The organism is Embleya sp. NPDC020630, from assembly GCF_044334985.1.
Taxonomy (GTDB): domain Bacteria; phylum Actinomycetota; class Actinomycetes; order Streptomycetales; family Streptomycetaceae; genus Embleya.
In genome coordinates, this window is record NZ_JBIRUB010000018.1 from 59065 (window position 1) to 84599 (window position 25535).

Sequence of the window (25535 nt, forward strand, 5' to 3'; positions counted from 1 at the left end):
CTTCCGGCTACCGGGCGGCCTCCTCCAAGAGGATCCGGGCCAGTTCGTGCGGTTGGGAGTACATCGGCCAGTGGCCCGTGTTCATCTCGACCAGCCGCCACCGTTCACTCGTCAGCAGCTTCGCCACCGCGTCGCTCGGTTCCGGGCCGTCGAGGAGGCACTTGAGGTAGGTCGTCGGGAGGTCACCCAACGACCCGGCCAACTCGGCGCGTTCGGTCAGAGTGGCACCGGGATGCGGCGTCGCGTCGGCCACGAGCCGGGCGAGCTGCTCATCGGTGAGGCCCTGTCCCGCGAACTCCGCCGCCGGCGGCGGTGCCCAGGAGCCGCCGTTGGCCGCGATTGCGGCGGTGATCGCCGCCTCGCCGGACCAGAATCCGGACGCGAACGATTCGTCGTGCACGGCCACGTTCGAGTCGACCAGGACCATCCTCCGCAGCCGGTCGCCGATCCGCTCGGCGGCCTGGCCCACCGGGATGCCCGAGTAGCTGTGTCCGACCAGGACCACATCGCGCAGGTCCCGATCCTCGACCTCGTCCACGATGTCCCGGACGTGCGTACGCTGCCCCGCCGGCACGCCCCGCTTCTCGGCGAGGCCGGAGAGCGACAGCGGATACGCCCCGTGTCCTGCGGCCCGCAGCTCCGGCACCACCTCGTCCCAGGCGGGGGACCCCAACCACGCACCTGCGACCAGTACGAAATCCGTCATCGCAGCACGCTATCCGATCACTCCGACACCGCCCGGAACGACATCACCCGCCGGTCGCGGTCCTGGGACCGGGCGGCGGGTGACGGGTGACGGGGGTTCGACGGATGGGCGTTCGACGGCGGACGCGCTCGGGCGCGCGACCGTCACAGCCGTACGTATGCCAGGTCGTAGGCGTCGGCCATCGCACGGACACCCGCGTCGTTGAGGTGCAGGTGGTCGCCGCTGTCGAGGTCGGCCCGGATGAAGTCCGGGGCGTCGGGGTCCTGGACCGCGGCGGCCACGTCGACGACCGCGTCGAAGACGTCCGAGGCGCGGATCCAGTCGTTCACCCGACGGCGTTCCGCCCGGCCCTGGACGCTATCCACGCCGGGGTAGATGGTGCCGCCGTACGGGCCCATCGTGGCGGCGATCGAGGTCAGCCCGGCCGCGCGGGCCTGTGCCGCCAGCGCGATGAAGCCGTCGATCAGGTCCGCCGCGCCGGCCGGCGGCTTGCCGGACATGCCCGGCAGGCCCAGGTCGTTGAGGCCGAAGTGGAAGAGCACGTGGGTCACGCCCGGGACAGACAGCACGTCCCGCTCGAACCGCGCGAGCCCGTGCAGCCCGACCTCGTCGGTGAGCAGCCGGTTGCCGCCGAGCCCCTGGTTGACCACCCAGCCCCGGGCCAGTCGCCGGTTCAGCTGGTTCGGGAAGCGCAGGTTGGCCCCGACGGTGGTGCCACCGCCGCCGAACCAGGAGTCCCCGAACGCCACGGCGATCGCGGTGCCCTCGGGGGCCAGGACGTCGACCCCGGCCACGTAGTACCGCCCGTCGACCTCCTCCGCGTCGTCGAACGCGGCCCGGCCCACGGCGTTGCCGGCGACCAGGTAGGCGTTCTGGGAAGGGGTGTGCGCGTAGGTCGCCAGGCCGGTGTCCTCCGGGAAGTACAGGGTCAGCGCCAGGTCGGTGCCGGCCTCGGTGGCGAACTCGACCGGGTCGCTCTGGATCCGGGCGCCGACCGGGATGGTCACCTCGGCCGCCCCGGCGAACCGCAGTACGGCCTCCCCGGCCGGATCCACGACGCCGCCCGCGCCGGCCGCACCGACCCGCGCAGCGCCGATCACCAGGGGCTCCCGGCCGTATTCGTTGCTCAGCAACACCCGCAACGTGGTGCCGCCGCCGTCCATGTGCAGGATCTGCCGGAGTGTCTGGTCGCGAAAGACGCGTGACGGCTGGATCTGGATGTCCTCGTACGCGCCGAGCACGGCGGAGCGGAAGCCTGCCACCCAGGTGGTGGCGGGGGCGGAGATGGTGGTGGGGGTGGTGGCGGTTGGGGTGGGGGCGGTGGCGGTCGTGTCGATGCTGATCATGATCGATGAACTCCTCTATGGCTGAACCCGGTTGGGGTGGATGGGTGGTCGTGCGGTGGGCGGGCCCGATCAGGCCCGCGCAGGCCGGCTCCCCCGCAGGACCGTCACGGCCACCGCGGCGACCGCGAACAGTGCCGCCGCGGCGTGGAAGGCGAAGACGTAGCCGTCGGTGGCGGCCTGCTCCGGCGACGGGCCGGTGCCGGTGTGTGCGTCGGCGAGCGAGGCGAACAGGGCCATGCCGATGGTCGGGCCCATCAGCATCGAGGTGTTGAAGGCGCCGCCGGCCAGTGCGGCGTCCCCGGCCGACACGCCCCGCGTCGCGCCGACCACCGCCGAGGCCGCGGTCAGGCCGATCCCGACGGGAAGGACGAGCATCCCGAGCAACGGCGCGCCGACGTAGGCGGATTCCGCGTCGATCCGACCGAACAGCAGGAACGCGATCGCCATCGTGATCAGGCCGAGGGACGCGGTCCGCCGGGCACCGAGCCGGGCCACGATCAATACGCTGGTGGCGCTGACCACGATCAGCGCGAGGGTGTACGGGACGAAGCCCAGCGCCGAGCGCAACGCGGACCAGCCGAGCACGCGCTGGAAGTACAGCGACATCAGGAACGCCGCCGACGATCCGGCGATCGGCGCGAGCATGCCGGTGGCCAGCGCGCCGACCCGACGCCCCGAGGCGAGGAAACGCAGCGGCATCAGCGGCGCGGCGACCCGGTTCTCGGCCACGGCGAAGCCGAGCAGGAGCACGAGTCCGGCGCCGATCGGCAGGAGTACGGCGGCGGTGAGCCAACCGTGGGTGCCGACGGCCACCAGGCCCAGGCTGAGCAACGCGACGCCGCCGGTGACGAGGGCCGCGCCGAGTACGTCCACCCGGCCGCGCGTCGGGGTCGGGCCCGCCGGCAGGTATCGCCCGGCCAAGGCCGCGACCACCAGGCCGACCAGAGCGAGGGCGACGAAGGACCAGCGCCACGAGGCCCAGGTGGCGGCGGCACCGGCGAGTTGCATGCCCAACGCCGCGCCGACGCCGGAGAGTCCGCCCCACGCGGCCATCGCGCGCCGTCGGGTGGCCTCGACCGGGAACACGTCCCCGACCAGGGCCATCGCGGCGGGCGCGGCCACGGCGGCACCGGTGCCCTGGAGCAGCCGGACGGTGATCAGCCACCCCCCGCCGGGGACGAGCGCGCCGGCCAGCGAGGCGGCGGCGAACAGGGCGATGCCGGCCCGGAAGGCGTTGCGGCGGCCGTATCGGTCGGCCATCCGGCCGCCGAGCAGGAGCAGGCCGCTGAAGGCGAGGGTGTAGGCGGCGCCGGTCCAGACCAGGCCGGAGGCGCCGAGGCCGAGGTCGGCGGCGATGTCGGGGCCGGCGGCCGAGGTGATGGTGACCGAGGTGTTGAGGACGGCCTGTACGGCGGCCAGCAGCGCGAAGGCGGCGCCGGTCCGGGTGGCCGCTGTGGTCGCCGGTGTGCCGGTTGCCGTCGGGAGCGCGGCGATGCCGGGGGTGCCGGCGGTACCGGCGGGCGCGACCCCTGTCGCCGATGCCGCCTTCGGCCTCGTGGCCGTGTCGTGGTTCATCTGCCGACCCCTTTCAGGTGTCCGCCGTTCGATGAACCAAACCATACAGTGCAGTTCACATGAACTCAACAGTGCAGTTCAGTTGAACCGATCTGTACGGTTCAGAATTGATTAGACTGAGTAACGATCCGGCGTTCACGCACCGTGCCGAAGGAACGCGGCACCGCATGAACGCGACGACGAGCAGAGGAGCCGACCGTGTGGGCCGCCGAGCAGACCCCCAAGCGCATCCCCTCGGGTGACCGCGCGGCACGCAAGCGCGCGGCGATCCTGAAGGCGGCGACCGACGCCTTCCTGCGCGACGGCTACGGCGTGGGCATGGACACCATCGCCGCCGAGGCCGGCGTCGCCAAGGTGACCGTCTACAACCACTTCGGCAGCAAGGAGGCCCTGTTCATCGCGATCGTCGGCGACATGCTCGATCGGGCGCTGGTCGACTCCATGCACCTGATCGAGGAGCGCCTCGGCTCCTCCACCGACGTACGGGCCGACCTGATCGCCATCTGTGAGGCATGGGTGGCCGGCCACGCCACCCCGGAGGTGCTCGCGCTGCACAACGTGGTGCTGGGCTCGATGCCCCGCCTGCCCGAACTGGGCCGTACCTGGCAGGAGTTGGGCCCGGACCGCTTCCACGTGGTGGTCCGCACCGCGCTCACCCGGCTGGTCGAACGCGGCGAACTGGCCATCGACGACGTGCCCTTGGCCGCGATCCAGCTGTCCGGCCTGGTGCTGATGCCGCACATCGCGTACGGCTCCACGGGCGCCGCGCCCGACGCGGACCTGACGGCCCGTCTGATCACCGGCGGCGTGGACATGTTCCTGGCCCGATACCGCCCCCAGACCCGCCCGGACGCCGGCTGATCCCCCGGTCGGCGCACCCCCACACACCACGGAAGGCACGCATGCCACGGACCCGCCGGACACCACGAAGCGATCTTTCGAAATGTCCGCTTCTTTTCCGTGAACTCCCTCTAAGGTCTGCCAAGTAACCTTTTGGAAGGGATTCGCCTTGAAGCTCCGTAATGCCGCCGGCGCCGCCGTGGCCGCCCTGGCACTGGTCCTGTCACTGCCCGGAACCTCCTTGGCCGCCGAGGGCGGGTTCCACTACAAGTACGTCGACGAGGCCGGCCGGGAACATCAGGTCACCCTGCACGACCCGCGCAGCGGCGTGTGCATCGACCTGTACGGCGTCGGTTCGGACGACGTCCCGCCCGGCTACGGCCCGCACAACGACACCGACTCCTGGGTCACCGTCTACCGGGGGGCCGACTGCACGGGCGCCGAGTGGCGCCTGAAGCCGCACGGCAAGCCCGCCCGTGACGACCTGAAGGTGCGCTCGGTGTTCTTCGACGTCGCCGGCTGACCCGACCCCGCATCTCGGCGTCTCGGCGTCTCGGCGTCTCGGCGTCTCGGCGACGGTCTTCGTCACATCCGCCGTCCCGCATCGGTCAAGGTGGCAACGCCGGGTGGGATCGACGACGAAGGGTGCGCAACGATGAGCGACGACGCGCGTCAGGGGCCGGAGAGCGGTCGGGACGAGTATGTGCTGCGGCCGATCGGCCGGGTCGAGTCCCCGCTGCTGGATCGGGCGTCCGCGCCCAAGCAGGGGGACGAAGGTTCGCCGGAGGCATGGCTCGTGTTCGAGCCGGACGTGGCCGACGGGCTCCGGGACCTGGCGGTCGGCACGGACGTCCTGGTGCTGACCTGGCTCGACCGGGCGGACCGGGACGTGCTGTCCGTGCACCCGCGCGGCGACGCCCGCACGCGTGTGCGGGGCGTGTTCGACACCCGCTCGCCGGATCGGCCCAACCCGATCGGTCTGCACCGCGTACACATCACCACGATCGACGGACTGCGGATGGGCGTCCGCGACCTCGAAGCGCTCGACGGCACCCCGATCGTGGACGTCAAGCCGGTATTGGGGGGCATCGGCGAGCGCTGACCGCACCCCCGGGCCGGCGACGCTGCCGCCGCCGGCCCGGGGGCTCGGCTCGACCACGGCCTCAGCCGAGGAGCTTGACCGCCTGGTAGTAGGTCCAGGCCGTGCTGTTGCAGGTCGCCCGGGCCACCGCGCCGTAGGGGGCGCAGACCCGCTTGAGGTCCTCGTACAGCGCGCTGTCCAGCCGGGGCTTGTTGGCGGCGAAGGTGCCCGCCGCCTTGTAGTTGCGGTATCCGAAGTCGTGCCGGGCACAGGAGTTCTGGAACGGGAAGCCGAGCGGGTTGTCAGGCGACTTGCTGCAGTAGTCGGTGGACCAGTCGAAGTTGTAGGCGGCCCAGGCGCCCTGGTTCTGCCGGGCGGACCACCAGGCGTTGTAACTGGCGGCGCTGGTCTGGGTCCAATTGGAGAGCACCTGCGGCTTGTCCGCCGGAGCGGCCTGGACCGGCGTGGCGACGCCGACTCCGACGCCGATCGTCATCGCGGTGGCGGCAAGTGCCATGGACAGTCGACGCATCGAATACCTCCAGGATGCCGACGCTCCCGGTATGGAGTGCCGTGGGCAGGGGATGCAGGTGGTACGGCCGAGCTCCGAACTCCGAACTCCCCTCGACCGGTCGGCGACGCGAGACGCGATCCGAGAACGCGGGAACGGACGCCATCCCACCGGAGGACTGCGGTTGCCGTCCAGCCTTCGGCGGACTTCGGATGACAATTCATCCTCCGGGCACACCCGATTCGCCCGAAGCCCTTGCGCACACCACACCTTGGCCACCGCCGGGGTGCCGTCGTGGGCGTGCTGCGGGCCGGTCTACGGCGACGCTACGCGCGTCCGCCTCTGTCCCGCCGACGAGACGGCCGACGGCGGCGGTTCGTCGGGGTGGGCCTCCCGTGCGGCCGGGAAGCGGGTGGTGATGTCCAACCCGCCGTCCCAGGCGGCGAGGGTGGGGTCGCCGTCGTGGACCATGCCGATCGCGCGGACGATCGATGGGCCCAGACCGGCGCCGTCGGCGGATCGGCGGGTGTCGCCGCCCCGAACGAACGGTCGGCGAGCCGGTCTTGGTCACGCGGAGGAATACATGGTCGCCGATCCGGGTAGTCGTCCGCGCCGAGGGTGAGCCCGTCGACCCGGTCCCGAACGGCACCGGACGCAATGAGCATCAGGATCCGCGAGGTGCCCAACGCGGCAAGCCGCCGACAGACGGCGCCACCGGGCGCGATCGGCGGATCCCGATCCAACACCACCACGTCACATGGGGTGAATTCCCCCTTATCGTGGGCACTTTGCCTGTCCCCGGCAGCGTCGACGGCGAATCCGTGTTTGCGCAGTCCGGTGGCGATGTAGCCGACCACCGGCTGCTCGACCAGGGCAACTCCGAGCACCACGAAGGTCTTTGCGGCCGGCACCCGACCGCGCCGCGACTGTTGCCGATGTCGGGCGATTCGATCCCGTGTACGACGAGGCGGCCGTCCGCCTCGCAGGCGGTCGTGGCTCCCAGCACGGCCGGTGCGGCGGTCGCTTCGACCCGGAGCGTTCGGCGTCGTCCACCGTGGCCAACCGTCTGGGTGGGCCGTGATGTCGCTCGTGCTCGGCGTCGCCGTGCCGCCGGCCGGTCCCGGCCTTCGCCGTCGTGCTCGCCGCCTCGGTCGCCGCCGAAGTCACCGACACGGGGCCCACGTTGTTCCTCGCCGCCGGCTCACGCGGTATTCCCTCGCCTGGCGCCGCCGCTGTTTGCCCACCCCGGCGATCGCCGCACTGAGCGCGATCTGCGTGTTCGGCCTGCCCGTGAAACACCCTGCCGCGACGGTATCCCAGCCAACCCCGGGCACCGCGCCGAACCGCACGAGCCCGGCACCCCCCGCGCCCGCCCCCCTCAGTGCGCCCCCGTCCGAGCCCCGGCCCGCCGGGCGGGTGTCGACGGCGTCGGCACGGTCCGCTCCCCGTCCCCGGCCGTGCCATAGGGCAGCAGGGCGTACACCATCCACCCACCGTTCGGATCCGGGCCGATGTCCAACCGCCCGTCGAGCATCGCGACCCGTTCGCGCATGCCGATCAGCCCGTGGCCCATTCCGTCGCCCGGTGCCTGTGCGCCGCGCCCGTCGTCGCCGATACGCAACTCCAGTGCCTGCTCCAGATATCTGACCAGCACCTTCGCGGTGGCCTGCGGACCGGCGTGTTTGCGGGTGTTGGTCAGCGCCTCCTGGATGATGCGGTAGGCGGTCAGGGCGACGGTCCGGGACGGGTCGACCGGTACCCCCTCGACGGTCAGGTCCACCGACATCCCCGCGCGGCCGACCTGGGCGACAAGATCGTCGAGGTGGCCCAGGTTCGGCTGTGGGGTCATGCCCTCGGTCTCGTTCTCCGCGCGCAGGACGCCGAGCAGCCGGCGCATCTCCACCAGTGCCTCGCGGCCGGTCCTGGCGATGGTGTCCAGTGCCTCGCGGGCCTTGTCCGGGGCGGTGCCGATGGCCCGTCCGGCACCGTCGGCCTGAACCACGATCACCGACACGTTGTGTGCCACCACGTCGTGCAACTCGCGGGCGATCCTGGAGCGTTCGGCCGCCGCCGCGATCTGTGCCTGCTGGTCCCGTTCGAACTCCAGGCGCGCCGCGCGTTCCTCGAGTTCGGCGTAGTAGGCCCGCCGGGTACGCATCGAGTCGCCCAGGACCCACGCGATACCGAGGCTGGTCACCATGAAGCAGTAGCCGAACAGGCCGTCACGCACGCTGAGTTCGAGGTTGGTACCCCATCGCGCGAAGTAGAGTCCCGGCCCGACGAACACGGCGACGAGCGCGATCCGCGCCCGCCGCCGGCTGCCCCACTTCGCCGTCGTGTACAACACCATCGGTACCGCGAAGCTCGCGGCGGAGATCGCCCCGGTGAAGAACAGCTGCCCCACACCGCCCAGCGCGACCACCAGGAAGGCGGTCCGGGGGTGGACCCGGCGCAGCACCGCGCCCAGGCAGAACACCGCGACGACGACCCACGTCCAGGTCCAGGCGTGACCGGTCGGCGCGTCGTCGGCGTTCTGCTGACTGGCGCTCAGCAGCGGCAGCGGAAGCATGTACAGCACATCCACCACGAGCGGATGCACGCGCAGCCAGGCGTAGATTTTTTGCACACCCGGACGTTACGGTCGCCGCGCCCGCACCGGCGTCATCCGGTGCGGCGAGCGCTCCCCTACTCCGGAGGTCGCACATGTAGGGGTCGTCTCTCCTCCAGCCGGCTCCGGGCCCGGTGCAGAAGTTCATCCGGATTGCGTTGACCCCCGAGCACTCCTCATGCAAGCTCGGCGCGGGGGATCTTCGCGAGGAGGCAGGGTGGGGTACTGCGGGAGTTGCGGCGGCAACGGCTGGATGCCGATGGAGACGATGTGCTCCGGGTGCGGCGGATCCGGCCAAAACACGCTGGTGCAGGACGGGATGGGCTGTGGGGGTTGTGGCGGCAGCGGTCGCAACATGCAGATGCAGCCGTGCCCGAACTGCAACGGCACCGGGGGACACGGCGGCGGAGGCGGAGGTGGCGGAGGCCCCGCCTACACTCCCCCGCGCGGGCCGATCTCGGCTGCCGCGCGGATCAAGATCTTCATGTACAACCTGATCCTCATCGGCGGACTCGGCGGATACGTCTACTACACGACGCGATAGCCCCGAGCGCACCGATCCCCGGCCCGGCCCACCGGGCCCGGCCCGACACGGAGTCGGCCCGGCGCGGGGGCCGACCCGGCCAACGCTTGGCGACCGGCCGGTGTGTTCCAGGTCACGTCGTTCCGGGCCGAGCGTGTCGGAGACCAGGTACATCGGCGTCGCGTTCAACCGGTCGGCGAACGGGTCACCGGCCCGCTCCGGCCAGGCGCCCGCCATGGTGACCCAGGTCCGCTGGCCGAACAGCAGCGCCTCGGCCTTGCCGGCCGCGTCCGCGAAGGCCCCGCCGACCACCTCCGGATCGAAGAACGGATGCGGCCAACCACCGTGGGCGAAGCCGCCGTCGGTGTCCTCGTCGGGACCGCCTCGGGACCCGACCGGGCCGCCGTATCGGCCGCCGGCGCCGAGGGTGGTTTCCGAGGCCGGTTTTGCGGTGACCGCGGCGCACGCCTCCTCCGGGGGTCCGCGCGGCGCCCGGGGCATGGGTCACGGGTGCGTATAGGCGGGGATTCTCTGCTGCTTTTCACCCACGCGCGCTGCGATGCTCTTCCTGCACGACCGCACGAGCACGACCGCACGACCGCACGACCGCACGGCTGCACGGCTGCACGGCTGCACGGCTGCACGGCTGCACGACGGAAAGGAACCCTCCCTCGGATCCGGCCTCGGACCGTGATCCGACCCTAGTGAGCGGAGTTCTCTCGTGACTGCAAAGACCCTTCGCAAGCGTCTCGGCCGAGCGTGCAAGGTCACGGCCCTGACGGTGGCCGGGATCACCGCGATGTTGGCGCTCGCCGCCGGCCCGGCCGCGGCCGATGCCGACGGCGGGTTCGGCGGGTTCGGCGGCGGATCCAGCGGCGGTGGCGGCGCGACCGGTACCTGGTAGCGGGCCTCGGGCCGGTGCGGCCCGGTGGACGTGTACCGAGGCCGCACCGGCTCCGCCGCACGTGCGATGCCCACCGTCGAAAGGGGCCACGATGCACAACGGTTGGATCATCCTGGTCATCGGCGTCACGCCGCTCGTGTTGTTCGGCGTCTTCATCGCGCTGGTCAAGCCCGATCCGAACACCTGCGCAAACTGCGGGCATCTGCCCGCGGACCACGGAAACACGTGCGGCGGGGACGAGTTCGATGTCGGTGAGCTCGTGCCCAACGGCAAGTCGTGCGGCTGTGTGCGGTATCGACGGCGCTCGACCACCGGCTGACGGCGCGGCGCGGGCGTCCGGTCGACATGCGATGGAAGATGTGGTCCACATCACACAACGTGATGCCGGAGCCGGGTGGTCATCGTGGTGTGAAGCGAACTGGTTGTGGGATCGGGCTCTCGGTCGTGATACCCGTGTTCAACGAGTCACGGCGGTTGCCGGGGACTCTGGCGGCGGTGGTCGATCATCTCCGGGAGGTCGGAGGCGAGTGGGAACTGGTCGTCTCCGACGACGGATCCACCGACGACACGTACGCCGTCGCCGCGGCGGTGGCCCGCGACGAGCCGCGGGTGCGGCTGGTGCGACATCCGGTCAATCGGGGCAAAGGGCATGCCGTACGGGTCGGGGTCGCGGCCACGCGCGGTGACCGGGTGCTGCTGTGCGACGCGGATCTGGCCACCCCGATCGACGAGTTGGCCCTGCTCCAGGCCGCGCTGGACGCCGGATTCGACGCGGCGATCGGCTCGCGCGGGCCGGCGTTCGCGGTGGCCCGGCCGCCGGTGCGCCGGGTGTTGTCGGATGTCGGGAGTCGGTTGATCCGAGCCGTCGTGCTGCCCGGAACGGTGGACACCCAGTGCGGGTTCAAGCTGTTCCGGGGCGATCGGGCCCGGGCCGCGTTCGCGCGCGCGAGCGTGGACGGGTGGGCCTTCGACATCGAAGTGCTCCGGCTCTTCCTCGCGTTCGGCTGGAGCTTCGTCGAGGTCCCGGTGGCCTGGACCCACCAGGACGGCTCCAAACTGCGCCCCGGACACTGCCTGGAAGTGCTCACCGACCTGGCCCGGGTACGGCTGCGGCACGGCCCGGCGCCGGCCGCCGGCCGCACCCCCGGCGTGGAACCATTGCGGATGCCGCTCCCCCCGGGACGGGCCGCGTGACCGCGGTGCGCGAGTCCGTCGCGCCGATCCGCGCGATCGCACTCCCCCGCTCCGGACGCACCCTGGACGCCCTGGTGTGCGGCGCCTTCCTGGCCGCCTCGCTGCTGCTGTACCGCGGCCTGTGGTGGGGCGGGCCCGGCGGGCGCTATCTGGTGGACAGCGGTCAGGACCAGCGCCAGTGGGAGTGGTTCTTCGCGGTCACCGCGCGCGCCGTCGCACACGGGGAGAACCCGCTGACCACGACGCTGCAGAACCATCCCGACGGCGTCAATCTGATGGCGAACACCTCGATGCCGGGGCTGTCCATCCCGCTCGCGCCGATCACCTGGCTGTTCGGGCCGTCGGCGACCTGGGCGATCGTGCTGACCTTCGGGCTCGCCGCGACCGCCGCCGCCTGGTACTACCTGATCTCGCGTCACCTGGACGTCTCGCGCCCGGCCGCGGCCCTGGGCGGCGCGTTCTGCGCGTTCGCCCCGCCGATGATCTCGCACGCCAACGCGCACCCCAACCTGGCCGTGTTGTTCGTGATCCCGCTGATCATCGACCGGTTGCTGCGGGTGGCCGGCGGCCTGCGGCCGATCCGCGACGGCATCCTGCTCGGCCTGCTGACGACCTATCAGATCTTCCTCGGCGAGGAGGCGCTGCTGCTCGCCTCCACCGGGATCGCGCTGTTCGCCATCGGCTACGCCTGCGCCGAACCCGCCGCGGCGCGCGCGGCGCTGCGTCCGCTCGCCCGTGGTGTCCCGATCGGCGCGGCGCTGTGCCTGGTGCTGGTCGCCTATCCGCTGTGGTGGCAGTTCAACGGCCCGCAGAGCTACACCAATCTGCTGCACGGCCCGGCGGGCAACGACCTCGCCGCGCTGAGCGCGTACGCCGACCGCTCCCTCGCCGGCGACATCGACGTCTCCTCGCGCCTGTCGATGAACCGCACCGAGGAGAACGCGTTCTTCGGCTGGCCGCTGCTCCTGCTCGCCCTCGCCCTCGTCGTCGCGCTGTGGCGCACCGCGCTCGCCAAGGCGCTCGCGGTCGTGCTCGTCGGCGCCGCGCTGTTCTCCCTGGGCCCGGAGATCGTCCTGAACGGCGAACCCACCGGAATCGACGGGCCGTGGCGGTGGCTCGGGCAACTCCCGCTGTACGAATCGGTGTTGGAGAGCCGATTCACCATGGTCTGCGTGCCCGCGTTCGGCATGCTGCTCGCGCTCGGCGCGCAGGCCGCCACCCGTACCCGCGATCGCCGGATCCGGCTGCTGTGGTGCGTGGCCGCGCTCCAGGCACTGGTGCCGCTGCTGCCGCAACCGCTGACCACCCAGCCCCGCGAGGCGACGCCCGCGTTCTTCACCGACGGCACCTGGCGCCGATACGTGGGGTCGGGCCGGGCCATCGTGACGGTGCCGCTGCCCGATCCGTCCGACGCCCGCGCGCTGAGCTGGCAGGTCGACGCCGACCTCGGCTTCCCGCTCGCCGAGGGCTACTTCGTCGGCCCGTTCGGGCCGGACCGGCTCGGCGGGTACGGCGCGGTCACCCGGCCGACCTCGAACCTGCTGCGCGAGGTGCGCGACAGTGGCAAGGTTCCGGAGGTGACCGAGCAGGACCGCGCCCAGGCCCGCGCCGACCTCGCCTTCTGGCACGCGGACGTGGTGGTGCTCGGCCCGCACTACCAGGAGAACGCGCTGTGGTCGACGCTCGAACTGCTGCTCGGGCCGAGCCGGCAGACCGGCGGCGTGTGGGTGTGGGACGTCCGCGGTGGGAACGGCCGGGCTGTGGACGCCCGGAACGGGGGTGCGGCCGGTGCCGGCTGAGCGGGTGGCGGCGCGTCGGACCGGGGGAATCGCGGCCGACCCGGAGTCGATACGGTCCCCGGGAGGCGCCGGCATCGGCGGTTGGGCGAGGGAGGGCAATCGGGTGCGGGCGAGCGACGAGCACGCGTACACGGAGTACGTGTCCGCCCGGCTGCCCGCGCTGCGCCGGGTCGCCCGCCTGTTGTGCGGGGACCCGGACCGGGCGGACGACATCGTGCAGAACACCATCACGCGCCTGTACGTGCACTGGCGGCGCGCCAGTGCCGCGGACGACCTCGACCGCTACGTGCACCGCATGCTGGTACGCGCGTTCCTCAACGAGCGCCGGCTGGCCTGGGCCCGGGTACGCCTGGTCGGCGCGCCGCAGGACATCCCGCTGCCCGCCGCGCCGCCGGGACCCGACGTGGAGACGCGCGACGCGGTGCGGATCGCGCTGTCCCGGGTGCCGCCCAGGCAGCGGGTCGTGCTGGTGTTGCGGTTCCTGTGCGATCTGCCGGTCGCCGAGGTGGCCGAGATCCTGAACTGCTCGCAGGGCACGGTGAAGAGCCAGACCGCGTTGGGCCTCGCGCGCCTGCGCACACTGCTGGACGGGCCCGTCGTGGCCCGATGGGAAGGGGTGTAGGCGGGCGATGGACACCGAGGAGTACGAGGGCGCCCGACTGCTGGCCGCGTTGCGCGAGACGCCGCCGGTCGGGTCCGACGAACCGGGCGTGTTCGTGGCGCGCGCGATCCGCGACGGTCGCCGAACGGTGCGGGCCCGCCGGGTACTGGCCGTGGTCGGCGGCGCGGTCGCGGTAGCGATGATCGCGCTGGTGACGGTGGTGCTCGCGACGCCGTCGCGCGACGGGCGCTTCGGGCCGGCCGCCGGGGGCGGCTTCGACGTGCGCGAGCGGGTCTTCCGGGTCGGCTCGGCGGGCGGATACACGCCGGTGTCCTACGAGACGGGCCGCTTTCGCCAGCGGGTGACGCTGGGGCCGGAGAAGCCGGGGGCCGCGCCGGAGTTGGCGGCCACGCGGGCGACGGTGACGATGTACGCGGCGGGGCGGTTCCCGGCGATGGCGAGCGCGGCGGGTTCCACCGCGCCGTCGGTCCGGGAGCGTCCGGCCGTGTGGCTGATCGGGCCGACCCCGGTCGACGGCCGGCTCGAACTGGCCTGGCAGTGGACCCGGGACGCGTGGGCCGTGGTCTCGCTCACCGGCCCGGCCGCCGAGGCCGAACGGGTCCGGCACATCGCGGAGAGTGTGCTTCCCGACGCCCGGGTACCGGTGCGCGTCCCGCTGACCCTGGACGCGGGGGCGCTGGCGAGCGGGGAGCACGTGGTGGCGGTGATCGCGCCGATGGCGCCGGAGAAGTCCTCGCTGTACGCGCTGCGCTTCGGCACGACCGATCCGCCGAACGCGGAGGGCGGCGACCCGGCCTCGTTCGTGGTGGGCATCGGCGCCACGCCGGGCGCGCACGACGTGCGTCCCGACCGCATCTCCCGAGCCGACGGCGCGTTCGCCGAGTCCGAACCCGCGATCGAGGCGAACCGCCTGCGCGCGTTGCTGGCGGCGATCCGACTGCTCGACACCGCCTCCATCCAGCCGACCCTGATCCCCTCCGATGGCGCGTCCACCGCGGCGGCCCCGACCACATCCCCACCCGCCTCGGCGTCGGGATCGCCGACCTCGACGACCGGCACGGCCGGCAACCTGGACGGCGCCGCCACCTCCACCCGAAACCCCACCGGCGGCGGCACCCCCTACATCCCCAACACCTCCGACACCTCCGGCTCCCCCACCACCTCCACGTCCGCGTCGACGGGGTCGGCCCGCTGAATCACACCGATTCGACGGCGAGGGCGAGGCCGGGGCGGAGCGGGCCGCGACGCGCGCCCGGCTCAGCGTCGGCGGCGCGGTTGCGGCATCGGGCCTTCACGTTTGAAGGTTTCGACGATCGCCCGCCCGGTGGATACGGCGCCGAACAACGCTCGACCGCAGGCCGGGAACCGATGCCACGACGGACATCGGTCCCGGCCCGCGTCGGTCGCCGGCCGGGCCTGGACGTCGGCTCAGGCGTGGGCGAGTTCGACGACCTTGGCGTCGGCGGCGTTGCGCTTGATCGACTCGATCCCGTTCATGCACGCCGCACGCGTCTCGTATGCCTCGCCGACGGCGATGATCTGCCCGTTGCCGGCCTTCAGGCGGAATCTGAACTTGCCTGCCTTGTCGGTGTACAACTCGAACTTGGCGGCCATGGCACACACCTCCCGCTCATGTCGCCCTCCCCACCATGGTCCCGCTCCCCTGCGCCGAGGGCATCTTGCACGGGCGGCGGATGTCGGAAGGCGGGCCGCCGCGTGGTCGCCGCGTCGCGTCAGGCGGCTCCCGACCATCCCCGGAGCACGTCGGCGGCGGTGCCGGCGAGGAATTGCCGGATCAGCGCGGCGATCGTCTCGGGGGCGTCCTCGTGGCTGTAGTGGCCCACCCCCGGCAGCTCGGTGATCAGGCCCCGGGGGAAAGCGGCGCGGAACAGCGGGAGGAAGTGGGCGGCTGCCAGGGTCCGGTCTGCGGTGCCCCAGATGGCGAGCGCGGGAGTGTCGGCCAGCCGGGCCCGGGCCTGGGCGGTCGGCGTCTCGAACGTATGCGCGCCGGTGGCGAAGCCCCGGGCCCAGCCGATCGCGCCGACGCATTCGTCGGGGGTGCGGAAGGCCGAGCCGTACGCCTCGATCCAGGTCGGGGAGATGATCCGGGGGTCCTCGAACCCGTTCAGCGCGAGCGTGCTGAGGATGGTGAAGTCCAGGGCGCCCAGCACCTGTTCGAGCGTGCCGTCGGCGTGCGCGCGGGCGATCCAGCGAAACCAGGGCGACTCGGCGGCGTTGGCGGCCAGTACCGCGCCCAGGTCCTCCTGCCCGAACGGCGTCGGCGCGTTCACGGCGACGACCCGCGCGATCCGGTCCGGGTGCCGGGCCGCCAGACCCATGCCGACCGGGCCGCCGAAGTCGTGCATGACCAGGGTGATGTCGGTCAGGTCGAGATCGAGGACCAGCGCCTCCAGGTTGTCGACGTGGTCCTGGAGCCGGTACGAACGGGTGGACGGGGTCTCGCTCTTGCCGAAGCCCATGTGGTCCGGTACGACGACGCGATGGTCGGTCGAGAGGCGGCGGATCAGGTCGCGGAACAGGTAGCCCCACGTGGGTTCGCCGTGCAGGCACAGCACGACCGGGCCGGCCCCTTCGTCCACGTAGTGCATCCGGAATCCGGGCGCCGAACTGTGGTGCGGCGCGAAGGGATAGCTGCCCAGGAAGGTCTCGTCGGCGGCGATCATCTCGGGGGTCTCCTCGGTCGTACCGTCGTACGGTCGGTCGGTCCGTCCGTCCGCATTCCGAATGGTGGCAACTTGCAACCACCATGACCATAGGAGAGCTGGTTTTAATATGCAACCACTGTTGTTCGGTCGCCCCCGCCGAAAGGGCGGGGGTCGAACCGCTACGGGTGGCGGCGGCCTGCGCTCGGGCGGTCGCCGCGACCGGTCAGGGGGTGTTGCCCAGGGCCTGGCGCAACGGGAGGGCGCCGGTGGCGATGTGTACGCCTCGGGAGACGATGCGGGCGTTGGTGGTGTCGAGCGAGGCCAGGCGGGACAGCGGGGCCGGGCCGTCGTCGTGCAGCGAGCAACACAGGAGCAGGATGGTGCGCAACGCCCCGTCGGGATACGGCCCATCGGGCGCGGTGACCACCTCGCGCAGCGTCTCCCACCGCACCGACGCGTAGCGGCCGTCGTCGGACCAGTCCAGACACACCGCGTACAGGTCGGGGCGGCGGACGAAGGAGCCCTCCTCGGTGAGGATGTACGTGGTCGCCTGCGCCGCGAAGTCGCCTTCGGCGGCCCGGTACAGCGCGGCCTCGATCACCTCCGAGGACATCGCGGGCACGGACGCCCCGTTGTTGTGGCGCGTGGCGCGGCGGGCGGCGGCCCGCTCGATGCGGTGCTTGCTGTCGACGCGGTTGCGGCGGCTGCTCGGGCGGCGTTCGGTGCTCATGAGACCGCCCTCCGGGACGGGTCGGGCGCCCACGTGTGCGCGGGGGCGAGGAGGTGTGCCGGGTCGACCTGGAACAGTTCGGCCAGGCGCTCCACGTCGTTGAGGTCGAAGGGCAGTTCGCCGGTGAACCGACGCCACGCCCAGGAGCGGCCGTGGCCCAGTGCCTCGCCGATGGCCCCGTCGGTGTAGCCGTCGCGCCGGGCGAGCATGCGCACGTTGCGCGCCACGATCATCCGGATGGGTTCGTCGGCGGTCGGGGTCGATATCCGCTCCGCCGTTCTGGTCTCACGCGCCCCAGGCGCCACATGCCTCATTCCGGCAGGGTAGAACGCGAGTTGCGGGAACGGTAGATCCGACGCAACACAATCATCCCTCTCTGCGGGAAAGTTGCCCGAACAGCGAAAGCAACCCCACGCCCCGGAGGCGCAGTTGAAGCCGACCACGGACCAGGGGCGGCGCGGAGCGGGGGCCGGAGCTGTTGCCGGGTGGGGATTGGTTGTTGGGGTCACAGGGGGTTCGACGCGGTCCAGGCTTTGGTCAGGCGGGTGGTGACCTCGTGTAGGGCCTCTGGGTCGAAGGCGAAGAGGACACGTAGGAAGGTGTCGTGGGTGCCGGTGGCATCCATGGCGGCGCCAGGGACGACCTCGATGCCGTGGCGCAGGGCGATCTGGGCGAAGATTCGGGCGTCGGTGCCGGGCGGCGGGAGTTCGATCCACAATACGGAGCCGCCGGTCGGCGGGTGTACGCGCCACGTCGGCAGCGCCTCGGCGAACAGTCGCCGCGCGGTGTCGAGTCGGGCCCGGCGCAGCGCCGCGCGCGAGGCGCTCAGGGCGGGCGGTTCGGGAAGCAGCCGGGCCGCCAGTGCCTGGTCGAGCAGCGGCGTGCTCAGGTCGGACCCGGCCTTGAGCCGGGCCAGCGGTTCGATCACCGTGCGCGGCGCGCGTACCCAGCCGATCCGCAACCCGCTCCAGACCGCTTTGGACAACCACCCCACGGTGAGGACCGACCCGCCCCCGGCATGGGCCGCGATCGGCGCCGGCACCTCGCCGGGAGCGGCGGCGGCCGCGTGCGCGCTGTCCTCCAGTACGGTGACCCGGTGCTCGGCGGCCGGTTCGGCGATCCGGCGGCGGCGCGACCTGGGACGCCGCGAACGAGGCGGACGCGCCCGGCCGCTTCCACGTCAGCCTCCCGCTCGCCGACTGGTCCGCGACCGAGCGCGACCAGTGGCTGCGTACCGGCTTCAGCCGCAACCTGATGGCCGACATGGTGGTGCCCGAGGTGGCCTCCGGGACACCTCAGCCACGGCCGAGCCATGCGCCGCGCCGGCAGCGCGGTCCGGCGCACCGTGCTCTCCGAGGCGTTCATCGAGGGATGGGCGCACTACTGCGAGGAGAGGGCCCTGGAGGAGGGCTTCCGCACCGATCCGGCGTTCGCGATCGCCGTCGCGCAGGACGCGCTGCGCCGGGTCATCCGCTTCGCCTGCGCGATCGGCCTGCACACCGGCGCGATGACCGTCGAGGACGCGGCCCGCCGGTTCACCGAGGACGTGGCACTCGCCGGCCCCGCCGCCCTGCACGAGGCTCGGCGCGGCCTGTTCGACCCCACCTACGGCCGGTACACGTGGGGCAGGTTCGCCGTCCTGGACCTGCGCGAACGGGCGCGCGCCCGCTGGGGATCGGCGTTCACCCTGCCCCGCTTCCACGCGCCGCGATGCCGAACCTGGGCGCACCGCCACTCGGCCTCCTGGACGCCGCCCTCGACCGAGGCTGAAAGCTCGGCCGACCCGCCCCCACCCACCCGGCGTACAACAGTTGCTATATTGCGCAACTATAGAAACAACAGTCGGGGCCGATCACTTCGCCTCGAACGAACCATCGGGACGAGGTCGCGCGATGTCGGGAAGTCACAGGTCGGGCGCAAGGCCCGAGTCGGGGCCGCCGCCCGGGATATCCACCGAGACACCCCGCACCCGCCGCCCCCGCAGGCGCCGCCGACTCGGCGGCATCGCCCTCTCCCTCGTCATCCTCCTGGTGGCCGGCGCCGGCTGGATCTATCTCCGGCTCAACGGCAACATCCGAACCTTCTCCGCCGACGGCGTCTCCCCCGACCGCCCCGAGGAGACCGGCGGCCGGAACGTGCTGGTGATCGGCTCCGACTCGCGCGCCGACGGCAACGACGCGTACGGCGGCGGACAGGGCGACATCGGCCGCTCGGACACCGCGTTCCTCCTCCACGTGTACGCCGACCGCAGACACGCGGTGGCTGTCTCGATCCCGCGCGACGCGCTCGTGGAGATACCCCCGTGCCGACTGCCCGACGGCTCCTGGACCGGGCCCAAGACCAACACCATGTTCAACGCGGCCTTCTCCGTGGGCGACACCACCCGGGGCAACCCCGCCTGTACGCAGAACACCGTCGAGAAGCTGACCGGCCTGCGCGTCGACCACACCGTCGTGATCGACTTCGCCGGCTTCGCCAAGATGACCTCGGCGGTCGGCGGCGTGGATGTCTGCGTACCCACCGACGTGTACACGGGCGACCTGAACCCCAACCTCCACGCTCGCGGCGAACTGCTGTTCGCCAAAGGCCGCCAGACGGTCTCCGGCAGAAAGGCGCTCGACTACGTACGCATCCGGCACGGCCTCGGCGACGGCTCCGACATCGGCCGCATCCGCCGCCAACAGGCGTTCGTCGCCGCGCTGATCACCCGGGTCAAGGGCAAGGGCCTCGATCCCACGACCCTGTTCCCGCTCGCCGACGCGGCCACCAAGGCGCTTACCGTCGACCCGGGCCTCGGGTCGGTACAGAAGCTGACCTCGTTCGCGATGTCCCTGCGCGACATCGACCTGCACAACACCAAGTTCGTCACGGTGCCGTGGCGTTACCAGGGCGAACGGGTCGCGATCGTCCGCCCCCGGGCCGACATCCTGTGGAGCGCGCTGCGCGCCGACCGCACCGTCGACGGCGAGGACGCGGGCGGCAAGTCCCCGGACCCCACCATCACACTCGGCCGCACCTTCGCCGGCGAGCCACCCCCGACCACCAATCCCACCACGCCCACCACGCCCACCAGCACCTCGACACCCGCGCCCCCACCGGCATCGGTCGTCGACAAGGTCCGCTCCGCCGACGACGACCCGTGCTCCAACCTCTCCTTCGGCTGAGCCCCAAGCCCCAAGCCCTGAGCCCTGAACCCTGAGCCCCGAGCCCCGGACCCTGGGCTCCCAACCCCAAAACCCCCGTTTCTCACTTGCGCAACCGTCGAATCCCGCCCGACGAGTCACACTTTCGCCGCGACCCCCGTCATATAGCCGAGGACGCGCGGCCCGGACCGCTCCGGGACATCCACCCGGCTCGCACCGGCCGCCGCGCCCCGCACCGCGAATCGAGGACGAGAGGGACGTCGCGCATGAGCGCAGGGGGCATAAGCGCAGGGGGCAACGACGCCGGGCCGCACGCCGGTTCGGCCAAGGGCGGGGAGAACACCCGACTCCCCGTCCCGGACGGCCCGGGCGTCCGGTTCGCCGACGCCATCGACAGCCGGCTGGGCATCTACGGCGCGACCAAGAGACACCTGCGCAAGGTCTTTCCGGACCACTGGACGTTCATGCTCGGCGAGATCGCCCTGTACAGCTTCATCGTCCTGCTGCTGACCGGCGTCTTCCTCACGCTGTTCTTCAAGCCGAGCATGACCGAGGTCGTCTACGACGGCTCCTATGTGCCGCTCCAGGGCATCCACATGTCCCAGGCATACGCCTCGACCCTCGACATCAGCTTCGACACGCGCGGCGGCCTGATGATCCGTCAGGTCCACCACTGGGCCGCGCTGATCTTCATCGCCGCGCTGTTCGTGCACATGTTCCGGATCTTCTTCACCGGCGCGTTCCGCAAACCCCGGGACCTCAACTGGCTGTTCGGCTTCCTCCTGCTGGTGCTGGCCATGGTCAACGGCTTCACCGGCTACTCACTCCCCGACGACCTGCTCTCCGGCACGGGTCTGCGGATCGCCGAGGGCGTCTGTCTGGCCATCCCGCTCGTCGGTACCTACCTGCAATTCTTCCTGTTCGGCGGGGAGTTCCCGGGCGACGACATCGTGCCGCGCCTGTTCACGATCCATGTCCTGCTGATCCCGGCGATCATGGTCGGCCTGGTCACGGTGCACCTGACCCTGGTCTGGTACCAAAAACACACCCAGTTCGTCGGCCCGGGCCGGACCGAGAAGAACGTGGTCGGCGCGCCGTTCATGCCGGTCTACGCGGCCAAGGCGGGCGGCTTCTTCTTCCTGGTCTTCGGCGTCACCGCGCTCCTGGGCGGCCTGGCGCAGATCAACCCGATCTGGTCCTACGGCCCCTACAACCCCGGCCAGATCACCGCTGGTTCGCAACCCGACTGGTACATCGGCTTCATCGAGGGCGCCCTGCGCATCATGCCCAACTGGGAGTGGAGCGTCTGGGGCCACACGCTCAGCTTCAACGTGCTGATCCCGTCCCTGATCATCCCGGGTGTGCTGTTCACCTTCATCGCCGCGTACCCGTGGGTGGAGAGCTGGATCACCGGCGACAAGCGCGAACACCACATCCTGGACCGGCCGCGCAACATGCCGGTCCGCACCGGCTTGGGCGTCGGCTGGATCGTCGCCTACGGCGTGTTGTGGATCTGCGGCGGCAATGACGTGATCGCCACCCACTTCCACCTGTCGATCAACACCATCACCTGGATCGGCCGCTTCGCGTTCCTGATCGCCCCGGTCCTCGCCTACCTGGCCACCGTACGCATCTGCAAGGGCCTCGAGCGCCGCGACCGGGACAAGGTCCTGCACGGCCGCGAGACGGGTGTGATCAAGAAGCTCCCGCACGGCGAGTACATCGAGGTCCACGAACCGCTCGACCCCGCACTGCGGCACGGCCTCACGGCGCACGAGCAGCCCAGGCCGTACGCCCTGGTCCCGGCCGTGGACGAGAACGGCGTGGCCCGCCAGGTCACCCGCTCGCAGAAGTTGCGGGTGCGGATGTCGCACTGGTACTTCGCCGAGCCGATCGCCAAGGCCACGCCCGAGGAGTTCCGGGAACTGGCCGAGGGGCCCGGACACCACCACGAACACTCCTGACCGGCGGGGGCGGCCCCTCCCGCAGGCCGCCCCCGCGCACCTCGCCGCCCACACCGCCGCCCCGAGGAGATCCGGCATGCCCTGGACCGTCCCGTCCCGTTCACATCGCGGCCGTACCGCCGACGGTCCGCGCCCCGATCCGCTGCTGATCCACGCGGTCCACCACGCGCTGCGCCGGGACCTGGCCGACCTGGTCGAATGGGCGCGGACCTGCATACCGGTGGCCGGCCCCGGGTGGAACCGGTTCCGGCACTACCTCACCCTGCACCACCGGGCCGAGGACGCCACGCTGTGGCCGGTGCTGCGCGAGGCGTCCGGCCGAGGGTCTCCGTTGCACCGGCTGACGGCGGTGATGGCGGAAGAGCACCACCGACTGGACGAACTGGTGGCCACCATCGACGACTGCCTGACCGGACGCGGGCCGGCGAGCCGCACGTTCGAATATGTGACGCAGTTGGACACCGCCCTCACCGCACACCTCGACTTCGAGGACTCGACCCTGCTCCCGTTGATCTCGATGCTGATCACGCCCCATGAATGGGCCCACTTCGACGTGGCCCAGCGACAACCGCTCTACCTGGTCGAGGGCGCGGAGTTCCTGTCCTGGCTGGTAAAAGGCGTACCCGCCGATCGCGAACTCGCAATCCGCCACGTGTTCCCACCCGCTGTCCGCCTGACCCACCGGCTCCTGCGCCCGAGGCACGTGCGCTGGTGAGGCGGACGGGCGACGGCGCGGTCAGCGGCCGCGGGGCTTGCCGCGTTTGCCGGTCTTGCCGGAGCCCGGGCCGCCACGTGCGCCCCGGCCGGTCGCGCCGCCGCCGACGCCTCCCGGCTTGCGGCGTGCGTCGGGGCGTTTGGCGGCCGCCTTCGCCGACTTGGGCTGTGGCGGGGTGGGCGTACGTCCGCGCGAGCTGTTCACCGTCCGTCCCCGGACGATCCCGATGAACTCCTCCATCAGCTCGGAGGGCTCACCCTCCGGCCAGGCCAGCGCGACCCGCGACTGCGGCACCTCGGCGGTTTCGGCGGCCTCGTCGACGGTCTCGCCGGCTCCGGCCAGCGGTCGATATGTCAGGTCCTTGCGGTGGTGCAGTCGGGCCAACGACTGCGGGACGATCAGCAGCCCCACCCCGGCCGCCACCAGCTCGATCGCGTCCGCCGTGGTCGCCGGCCGCTCCTTGGCCGGCACGCCGGGCGGGCCGGCGGTCCAGTCGAGCGGGTCGTCCAGCGGGTGCAGCAGCACGAAGTCGGCCAGGTCCTCGACGGAGACCTCGTCGACCGCCGTCACGTCGTGGTCCTTGGGGACCACGACCACGGTGGTCTCGGTGTACATGGGGATCGTGTTCAGCCCGGTCCGATCCATCGGCAACCGCACCAGACCCGCATCGGCACCACCGCTCCGCAGCGCCTCGGCCGCCTCGGCGGCGGTCACCGCGAGCAACGCCAGGGACACGTCGGGCAGCCGCTCGTTCCAGATCCGCACCCATTTGGCGGGGGTCACCCCCGGAACGTAGGCGAGCCGGAACGAAGAGGGTGTTTCCGCGCCTGTCACCACGTCAGGTTACCGGCCATGATCGGCGGCACCGCACACGGTCGCTACTCTTGACCCCATGACGTCGCACAAGACCACCCAGACGATGAAGCCCGCGACCGCGGCGAAGAAGCTGGGCGTATACCTCGAGGCCACCCCCGCCGAGTTCCGGGAAGGTGTCGTCTCCCGCGACGAACTGAACGCACTTCAGGCCGACCCGCCGGAGTGGCTGCGCGAGCTGCGCGCCGCCGGTCCGCACCCCCGGCCCGTGGTCGCGGCGAAGCTGGGCGTGTCCATCGCCGGGCTCGCGCGCGGCGGGATCACCGAGGCGCTGACCACCGAGCAGATCGACGCGCTGAAGGAGGAGGGCCCGGAGTGGCTGCTCCACGAGCGCGCCGTCCAGGCCGACGTCCGCAAGGAAGCGGTCCGGATCAAGGAGAAGAACCAGGCCAGGGAGGCCAAGGAGCAGGAGCGACCCGCCGCGCGCCCCGCCTCGGCCCGCCGCCCCCGCTCCTGACCCGGCTCGGCCGAGTCCGGCCCGGCCCAGCCCCCGACGGTCGCCCGGCCCGCCCCGGGCGACCCGCTCCATCCTCGGCGGCCCGGTCAGCCCGGATATGCCGGCGCCACCGCCGCCGTCGTCAACCGCCGGGGCGCCCCCGACCCGTCCGCCGGCAGCGCGTTTACAGATCCGCCCCGTAGTCGCCCGGCAGCGCGCAGAGGGGGCGAGGCCGGAACGCCGCCCGGAGCGGGGGCTCCGGGCGGCGTCCGGCGGGGCAGTACCGCGACTGTCCGCTACATACACGTCAGGGGACCCAGATCCCGGTGATGTCGGTGGCGGATCCAGCCTGTCCGGCGTGCGAGGTGCCGTACATGTCCTCGATCGTGCGGAGCAGGTTGTAGTGGTTGTAGGTGGTGGCGCTCGAACTGCCCGCGACCACCTGCTGTCCGTACAGGACGGTGGCGATGCGGTTGCCGCTCAGCCGGTTGTCCTCGTCGAAGGTGACCACCAGGAGGCTGTTGTGCGTCTTGGCCCAGGTGGCGTAGGCGCCGAGCTTGTTCTGCAACCAGGTGTCACCCGTGCTCACCGAACAATCGTGCATGTCGTTGCACAGGTTCGGGACCACGAAGGAAACCTTGGGCAGGGTGGTGAAGTTCGTCGGGAACTGCGCGAAGGTCATCGCGGTGGAGGTCGGCACGTTGGAGAAGGCGAACCAGGGGTTGTGCTTGCGCGCGTACTGTCCGCTGGAGCACACGGTCGAACCCTGGCTGGGCAACGACTCGTTGTAGCTCGCCCAGGTCGCGCCGACCGCGATCAGTTCCGAGCCGAGGTTGGGAGCGGAGCTGAAGCCGGGGGTGTAACAACTGTCGTCCGTGATGCCCTGGGTGGAACCGGAGAACATCGCCAGGTAGTTGGGCTGGCTGGGGTGGGTCTCGGCGTAGAACTGGCTGAGGTTGGCGCCGCCGGTCTTCAGCGAGTTGATGTACGGCGCGCTCGAACTGCCGATGACCTGGCTGTAGCCGTGGTTCTCGAAGACCACGACGATGGTGTGGTCGGGAGTGGGTACGCTGCCCGCCGCCCGCGCGGTGGGCGCGCCGGCGACGAAGGCCCAGGCGGCGACCAGGGCTGCGGCGAGGGCCGGCAGGGCGCGGTTGCGGACGCGGTCTCTGCGTCGGGGTACGGACCAGTCGGACACGGTTGTCTCCTGTGACATCGGAGTGAGTGGAATACCGCGTGCTCGATGGTGCATCCCAGACGCTAGGGAATCATCGGGTTCGCCCGGGAGAATCCCGAACG

At 71.6% G+C, this 25535-nt stretch carries 26 protein-coding genes and 1 pseudogene; 15 read left to right on the forward strand and 12 right to left on the reverse strand.

Annotation, left to right across the window (positions count from 1 at the left end; all coding sequences use genetic code 11):
• Positions 1–7: 7 nt before the first annotated feature.
• From ACH4XV_RS38115 to ACH4XV_RS38125, 3 genes are all read right to left on the reverse strand, one after another.
• The gene (locus ACH4XV_RS38115) at positions 8–706 is read right to left on the reverse strand and encodes an alpha/beta fold hydrolase (protein WP_395797405.1); all 699 of its coding nucleotides are present in this window, start codon (positions 704–706) and stop codon (positions 8–10) included.
• Between the two features lie 143 nt (positions 707–849).
• Positions 850–2052 (reverse strand): GDSL-type esterase/lipase family protein, encoded by a 1203-nt coding sequence (locus ACH4XV_RS38120; protein ID WP_395797407.1) that lies wholly within the window; start codon positions 2050–2052, stop codon positions 850–852.
• Positions 2053–2121: 69 nt separating this feature from the next.
• Complete coding sequence (locus ACH4XV_RS38125; RefSeq protein ID WP_395797409.1) at positions 2122–3627, reverse strand: MFS transporter; 1506 nt, start codon at positions 3625–3627, stop codon at positions 2122–2124.
• 198 nt (positions 3628–3825) lie between these two features.
• Between ACH4XV_RS38125 and ACH4XV_RS38130 the strand changes: the two genes are divergently transcribed.
• From ACH4XV_RS38130 to tsaA, 3 genes are all read left to right on the forward strand, one after another.
• Positions 3826–4488, forward strand: a complete 663-nt coding sequence (locus ACH4XV_RS38130; protein ID WP_395797411.1) for a TetR/AcrR family transcriptional regulator — start codon at positions 3826–3828, stop codon at positions 4486–4488.
• Positions 4489–4636: 148 nt separating this feature from the next.
• The gene (locus tag ACH4XV_RS38135) at positions 4637–4990 is read left to right on the forward strand and encodes a hypothetical protein (RefSeq protein ID WP_395797413.1); all 354 of its coding nucleotides are present in this window, start codon (positions 4637–4639) and stop codon (positions 4988–4990) included.
• 132 nt (positions 4991–5122) lie between these two features.
• Positions 5123–5569, forward strand: coding sequence for a tRNA (N6-threonylcarbamoyladenosine(37)-N6)-methyltransferase TrmO (gene tsaA / locus ACH4XV_RS38140; RefSeq protein ID WP_395797416.1), 447 nt, complete (start codon positions 5123–5125; stop codon positions 5567–5569).
• Between the two features lie 61 nt (positions 5570–5630).
• Here the strand turns inward: tsaA and ACH4XV_RS38145 are convergent, their stop codons facing one another.
• Together ACH4XV_RS38145 and ACH4XV_RS38150 are read right to left on the reverse strand one after the other, a co-directional pair.
• A complete protein-coding gene (locus ACH4XV_RS38145; RefSeq protein ID WP_395797418.1) occupies positions 5631–6080 on the reverse strand; it encodes a phospholipase in 450 nt (149 codons plus the stop codon).
• Between the two features lie 1357 nt (positions 6081–7437).
• A complete protein-coding gene (locus tag ACH4XV_RS38150; RefSeq protein ID WP_395797420.1) occupies positions 7438–8685 on the reverse strand; it encodes a sensor histidine kinase in 1248 nt (415 codons plus the stop codon).
• 199 nt (positions 8686–8884) lie between these two features.
• On the opposite strand from ACH4XV_RS38150, the gene ACH4XV_RS38155 reads away from it, so the two are divergent.
• From ACH4XV_RS38155 to ACH4XV_RS38185, 7 genes are all read left to right on the forward strand, one after another.
• On the forward strand, positions 8885–9211 hold the full coding sequence (locus tag ACH4XV_RS38155) for a hypothetical protein (protein ID WP_395797422.1): 327 nt from the start codon (positions 8885–8887) through the stop codon (positions 9209–9211).
• 700 nt (positions 9212–9911) lie between these two features.
• Positions 9912–10094 carry a hypothetical protein gene (locus tag ACH4XV_RS38160; protein ID WP_395797424.1) on the forward strand — a complete coding sequence of 61 codons (183 nt, stop codon included), beginning with the start codon at positions 9912–9914 and terminating at the stop codon, positions 10092–10094.
• A gap of 91 nt (positions 10095–10185) precedes the next feature.
• Complete coding sequence (locus ACH4XV_RS38165; RefSeq protein ID WP_395797426.1) at positions 10186–10413, forward strand: hypothetical protein; 228 nt, start codon at positions 10186–10188, stop codon at positions 10411–10413.
• A gap of 176 nt (positions 10414–10589) precedes the next feature.
• The gene (locus ACH4XV_RS38170) at positions 10590–11288 is read left to right on the forward strand and encodes a glycosyltransferase (RefSeq protein ID WP_395797428.1); all 699 of its coding nucleotides are present in this window, start codon (positions 10590–10592) and stop codon (positions 11286–11288) included.
• Positions 11285–13087 carry a glycosyl transferase gene (locus tag ACH4XV_RS38175; protein ID WP_395797430.1) on the forward strand — a complete coding sequence of 601 codons (1803 nt, stop codon included), beginning with the start codon at positions 11285–11287 and terminating at the stop codon, positions 13085–13087. The genes ACH4XV_RS38170 and ACH4XV_RS38175 overlap by 4 nt, the downstream gene beginning before the upstream one ends.
• Positions 13088–13190: 103 nt before the next feature.
• On the forward strand, positions 13191–13709 hold the full coding sequence (locus ACH4XV_RS38180; RefSeq protein ID WP_395797432.1) for a SigE family RNA polymerase sigma factor: 519 nt from the start codon (positions 13191–13193) through the stop codon (positions 13707–13709).
• Between the two features lie 7 nt (positions 13710–13716).
• Positions 13717–14904: a hypothetical protein gene (locus ACH4XV_RS38185; RefSeq protein ID WP_395797434.1), complete on the forward strand. Its 1188-nt coding sequence runs from the start codon at positions 13717–13719 to the stop codon at positions 14902–14904.
• A 233-nt stretch (positions 14905–15137) separates the two neighbouring features.
• Here the strand turns inward: ACH4XV_RS38185 and ACH4XV_RS38190 are convergent, their stop codons facing one another.
• The 5 genes from ACH4XV_RS38190 to ACH4XV_RS38210 form a co-directional block, all read right to left on the reverse strand.
• Entirely contained in the window at positions 15138–15323 is a 186-nt protein-coding gene (locus ACH4XV_RS38190; RefSeq protein ID WP_395797435.1) for a YegP family protein, read from the reverse strand.
• Positions 15324–15442: 119 nt separating this feature from the next.
• Positions 15443–16393 (reverse strand): alpha/beta fold hydrolase, encoded by a 951-nt coding sequence (locus tag ACH4XV_RS38195; RefSeq protein WP_395797437.1) that lies wholly within the window; start codon positions 16391–16393, stop codon positions 15443–15445.
• 205 nt (positions 16394–16598) lie between these two features.
• Positions 16599–17105 carry a hypothetical protein gene (locus tag ACH4XV_RS38200; protein ID WP_395797439.1) on the reverse strand — a complete coding sequence of 169 codons (507 nt, stop codon included), beginning with the start codon at positions 17103–17105 and terminating at the stop codon, positions 16599–16601.
• Positions 17102–17419 (reverse strand): helix-turn-helix domain-containing protein, encoded by a 318-nt coding sequence (locus ACH4XV_RS38205; RefSeq protein ID WP_107504196.1) that lies wholly within the window; start codon positions 17417–17419, stop codon positions 17102–17104. Before ACH4XV_RS38205 ends, ACH4XV_RS38200 begins: the two co-directional genes overlap by 4 nt.
• Positions 17420–17610: 191 nt before the next feature.
• Positions 17611–18225, reverse strand: coding sequence for an aminotransferase class I/II-fold pyridoxal phosphate-dependent enzyme (locus ACH4XV_RS38210; RefSeq protein ID WP_395797565.1), 615 nt, complete (start codon positions 18223–18225; stop codon positions 17611–17613).
• 177 nt (positions 18226–18402) lie between these two features.
• Here ACH4XV_RS38210 and ACH4XV_RS38215 point away from each other — a divergent pair.
• The 4 genes and pseudogenes from ACH4XV_RS38215 to ACH4XV_RS38230 form a co-directional block, all read left to right on the forward strand.
• Positions 18403–18798: pseudogene (locus ACH4XV_RS38215) on the forward strand (DUF885 family protein); the annotation flags it as partial.
• A 199-nt stretch (positions 18799–18997) separates the two neighbouring features.
• Positions 18998–20269, forward strand: a complete 1272-nt coding sequence (locus ACH4XV_RS38220; RefSeq protein WP_395797441.1) for an LCP family protein — start codon at positions 18998–19000, stop codon at positions 20267–20269.
• A gap of 260 nt (positions 20270–20529) precedes the next feature.
• The gene (locus tag ACH4XV_RS38225; RefSeq protein WP_395797567.1) at positions 20530–22212 is read left to right on the forward strand and encodes a cytochrome bc complex cytochrome b subunit; all 1683 of its coding nucleotides are present in this window, start codon (positions 20530–20532) and stop codon (positions 22210–22212) included.
• A gap of 76 nt (positions 22213–22288) precedes the next feature.
• Positions 22289–22927, forward strand: coding sequence for a hemerythrin domain-containing protein (locus tag ACH4XV_RS38230; protein WP_395797443.1), 639 nt, complete (start codon positions 22289–22291; stop codon positions 22925–22927).
• Between the two features lie 21 nt (positions 22928–22948).
• On the opposite strand, the gene ACH4XV_RS38235 is transcribed toward ACH4XV_RS38230, so the two are convergent.
• On the reverse strand, positions 22949–23761 hold the full coding sequence (locus ACH4XV_RS38235; RefSeq protein WP_395797445.1) for a LysR family substrate-binding domain-containing protein: 813 nt from the start codon (positions 23759–23761) through the stop codon (positions 22949–22951).
• A gap of 58 nt (positions 23762–23819) precedes the next feature.
• On the opposite strand from ACH4XV_RS38235, the gene ACH4XV_RS38240 reads away from it, so the two are divergent.
• A complete protein-coding gene (locus tag ACH4XV_RS38240) occupies positions 23820–24257 on the forward strand; it encodes a DUF5997 family protein (protein ID WP_395797447.1) in 438 nt (145 codons plus the stop codon).
• A 286-nt stretch (positions 24258–24543) separates the two neighbouring features.
• Here ACH4XV_RS38240 and ACH4XV_RS38245 read toward each other — a convergent pair whose 3' ends face one another.
• Positions 24544–25452, reverse strand: coding sequence for an alkaline phosphatase family protein (locus tag ACH4XV_RS38245; RefSeq protein WP_395797449.1), 909 nt, complete (start codon positions 25450–25452; stop codon positions 24544–24546).
• Positions 25453–25535 lie beyond the last annotated feature (83 nt).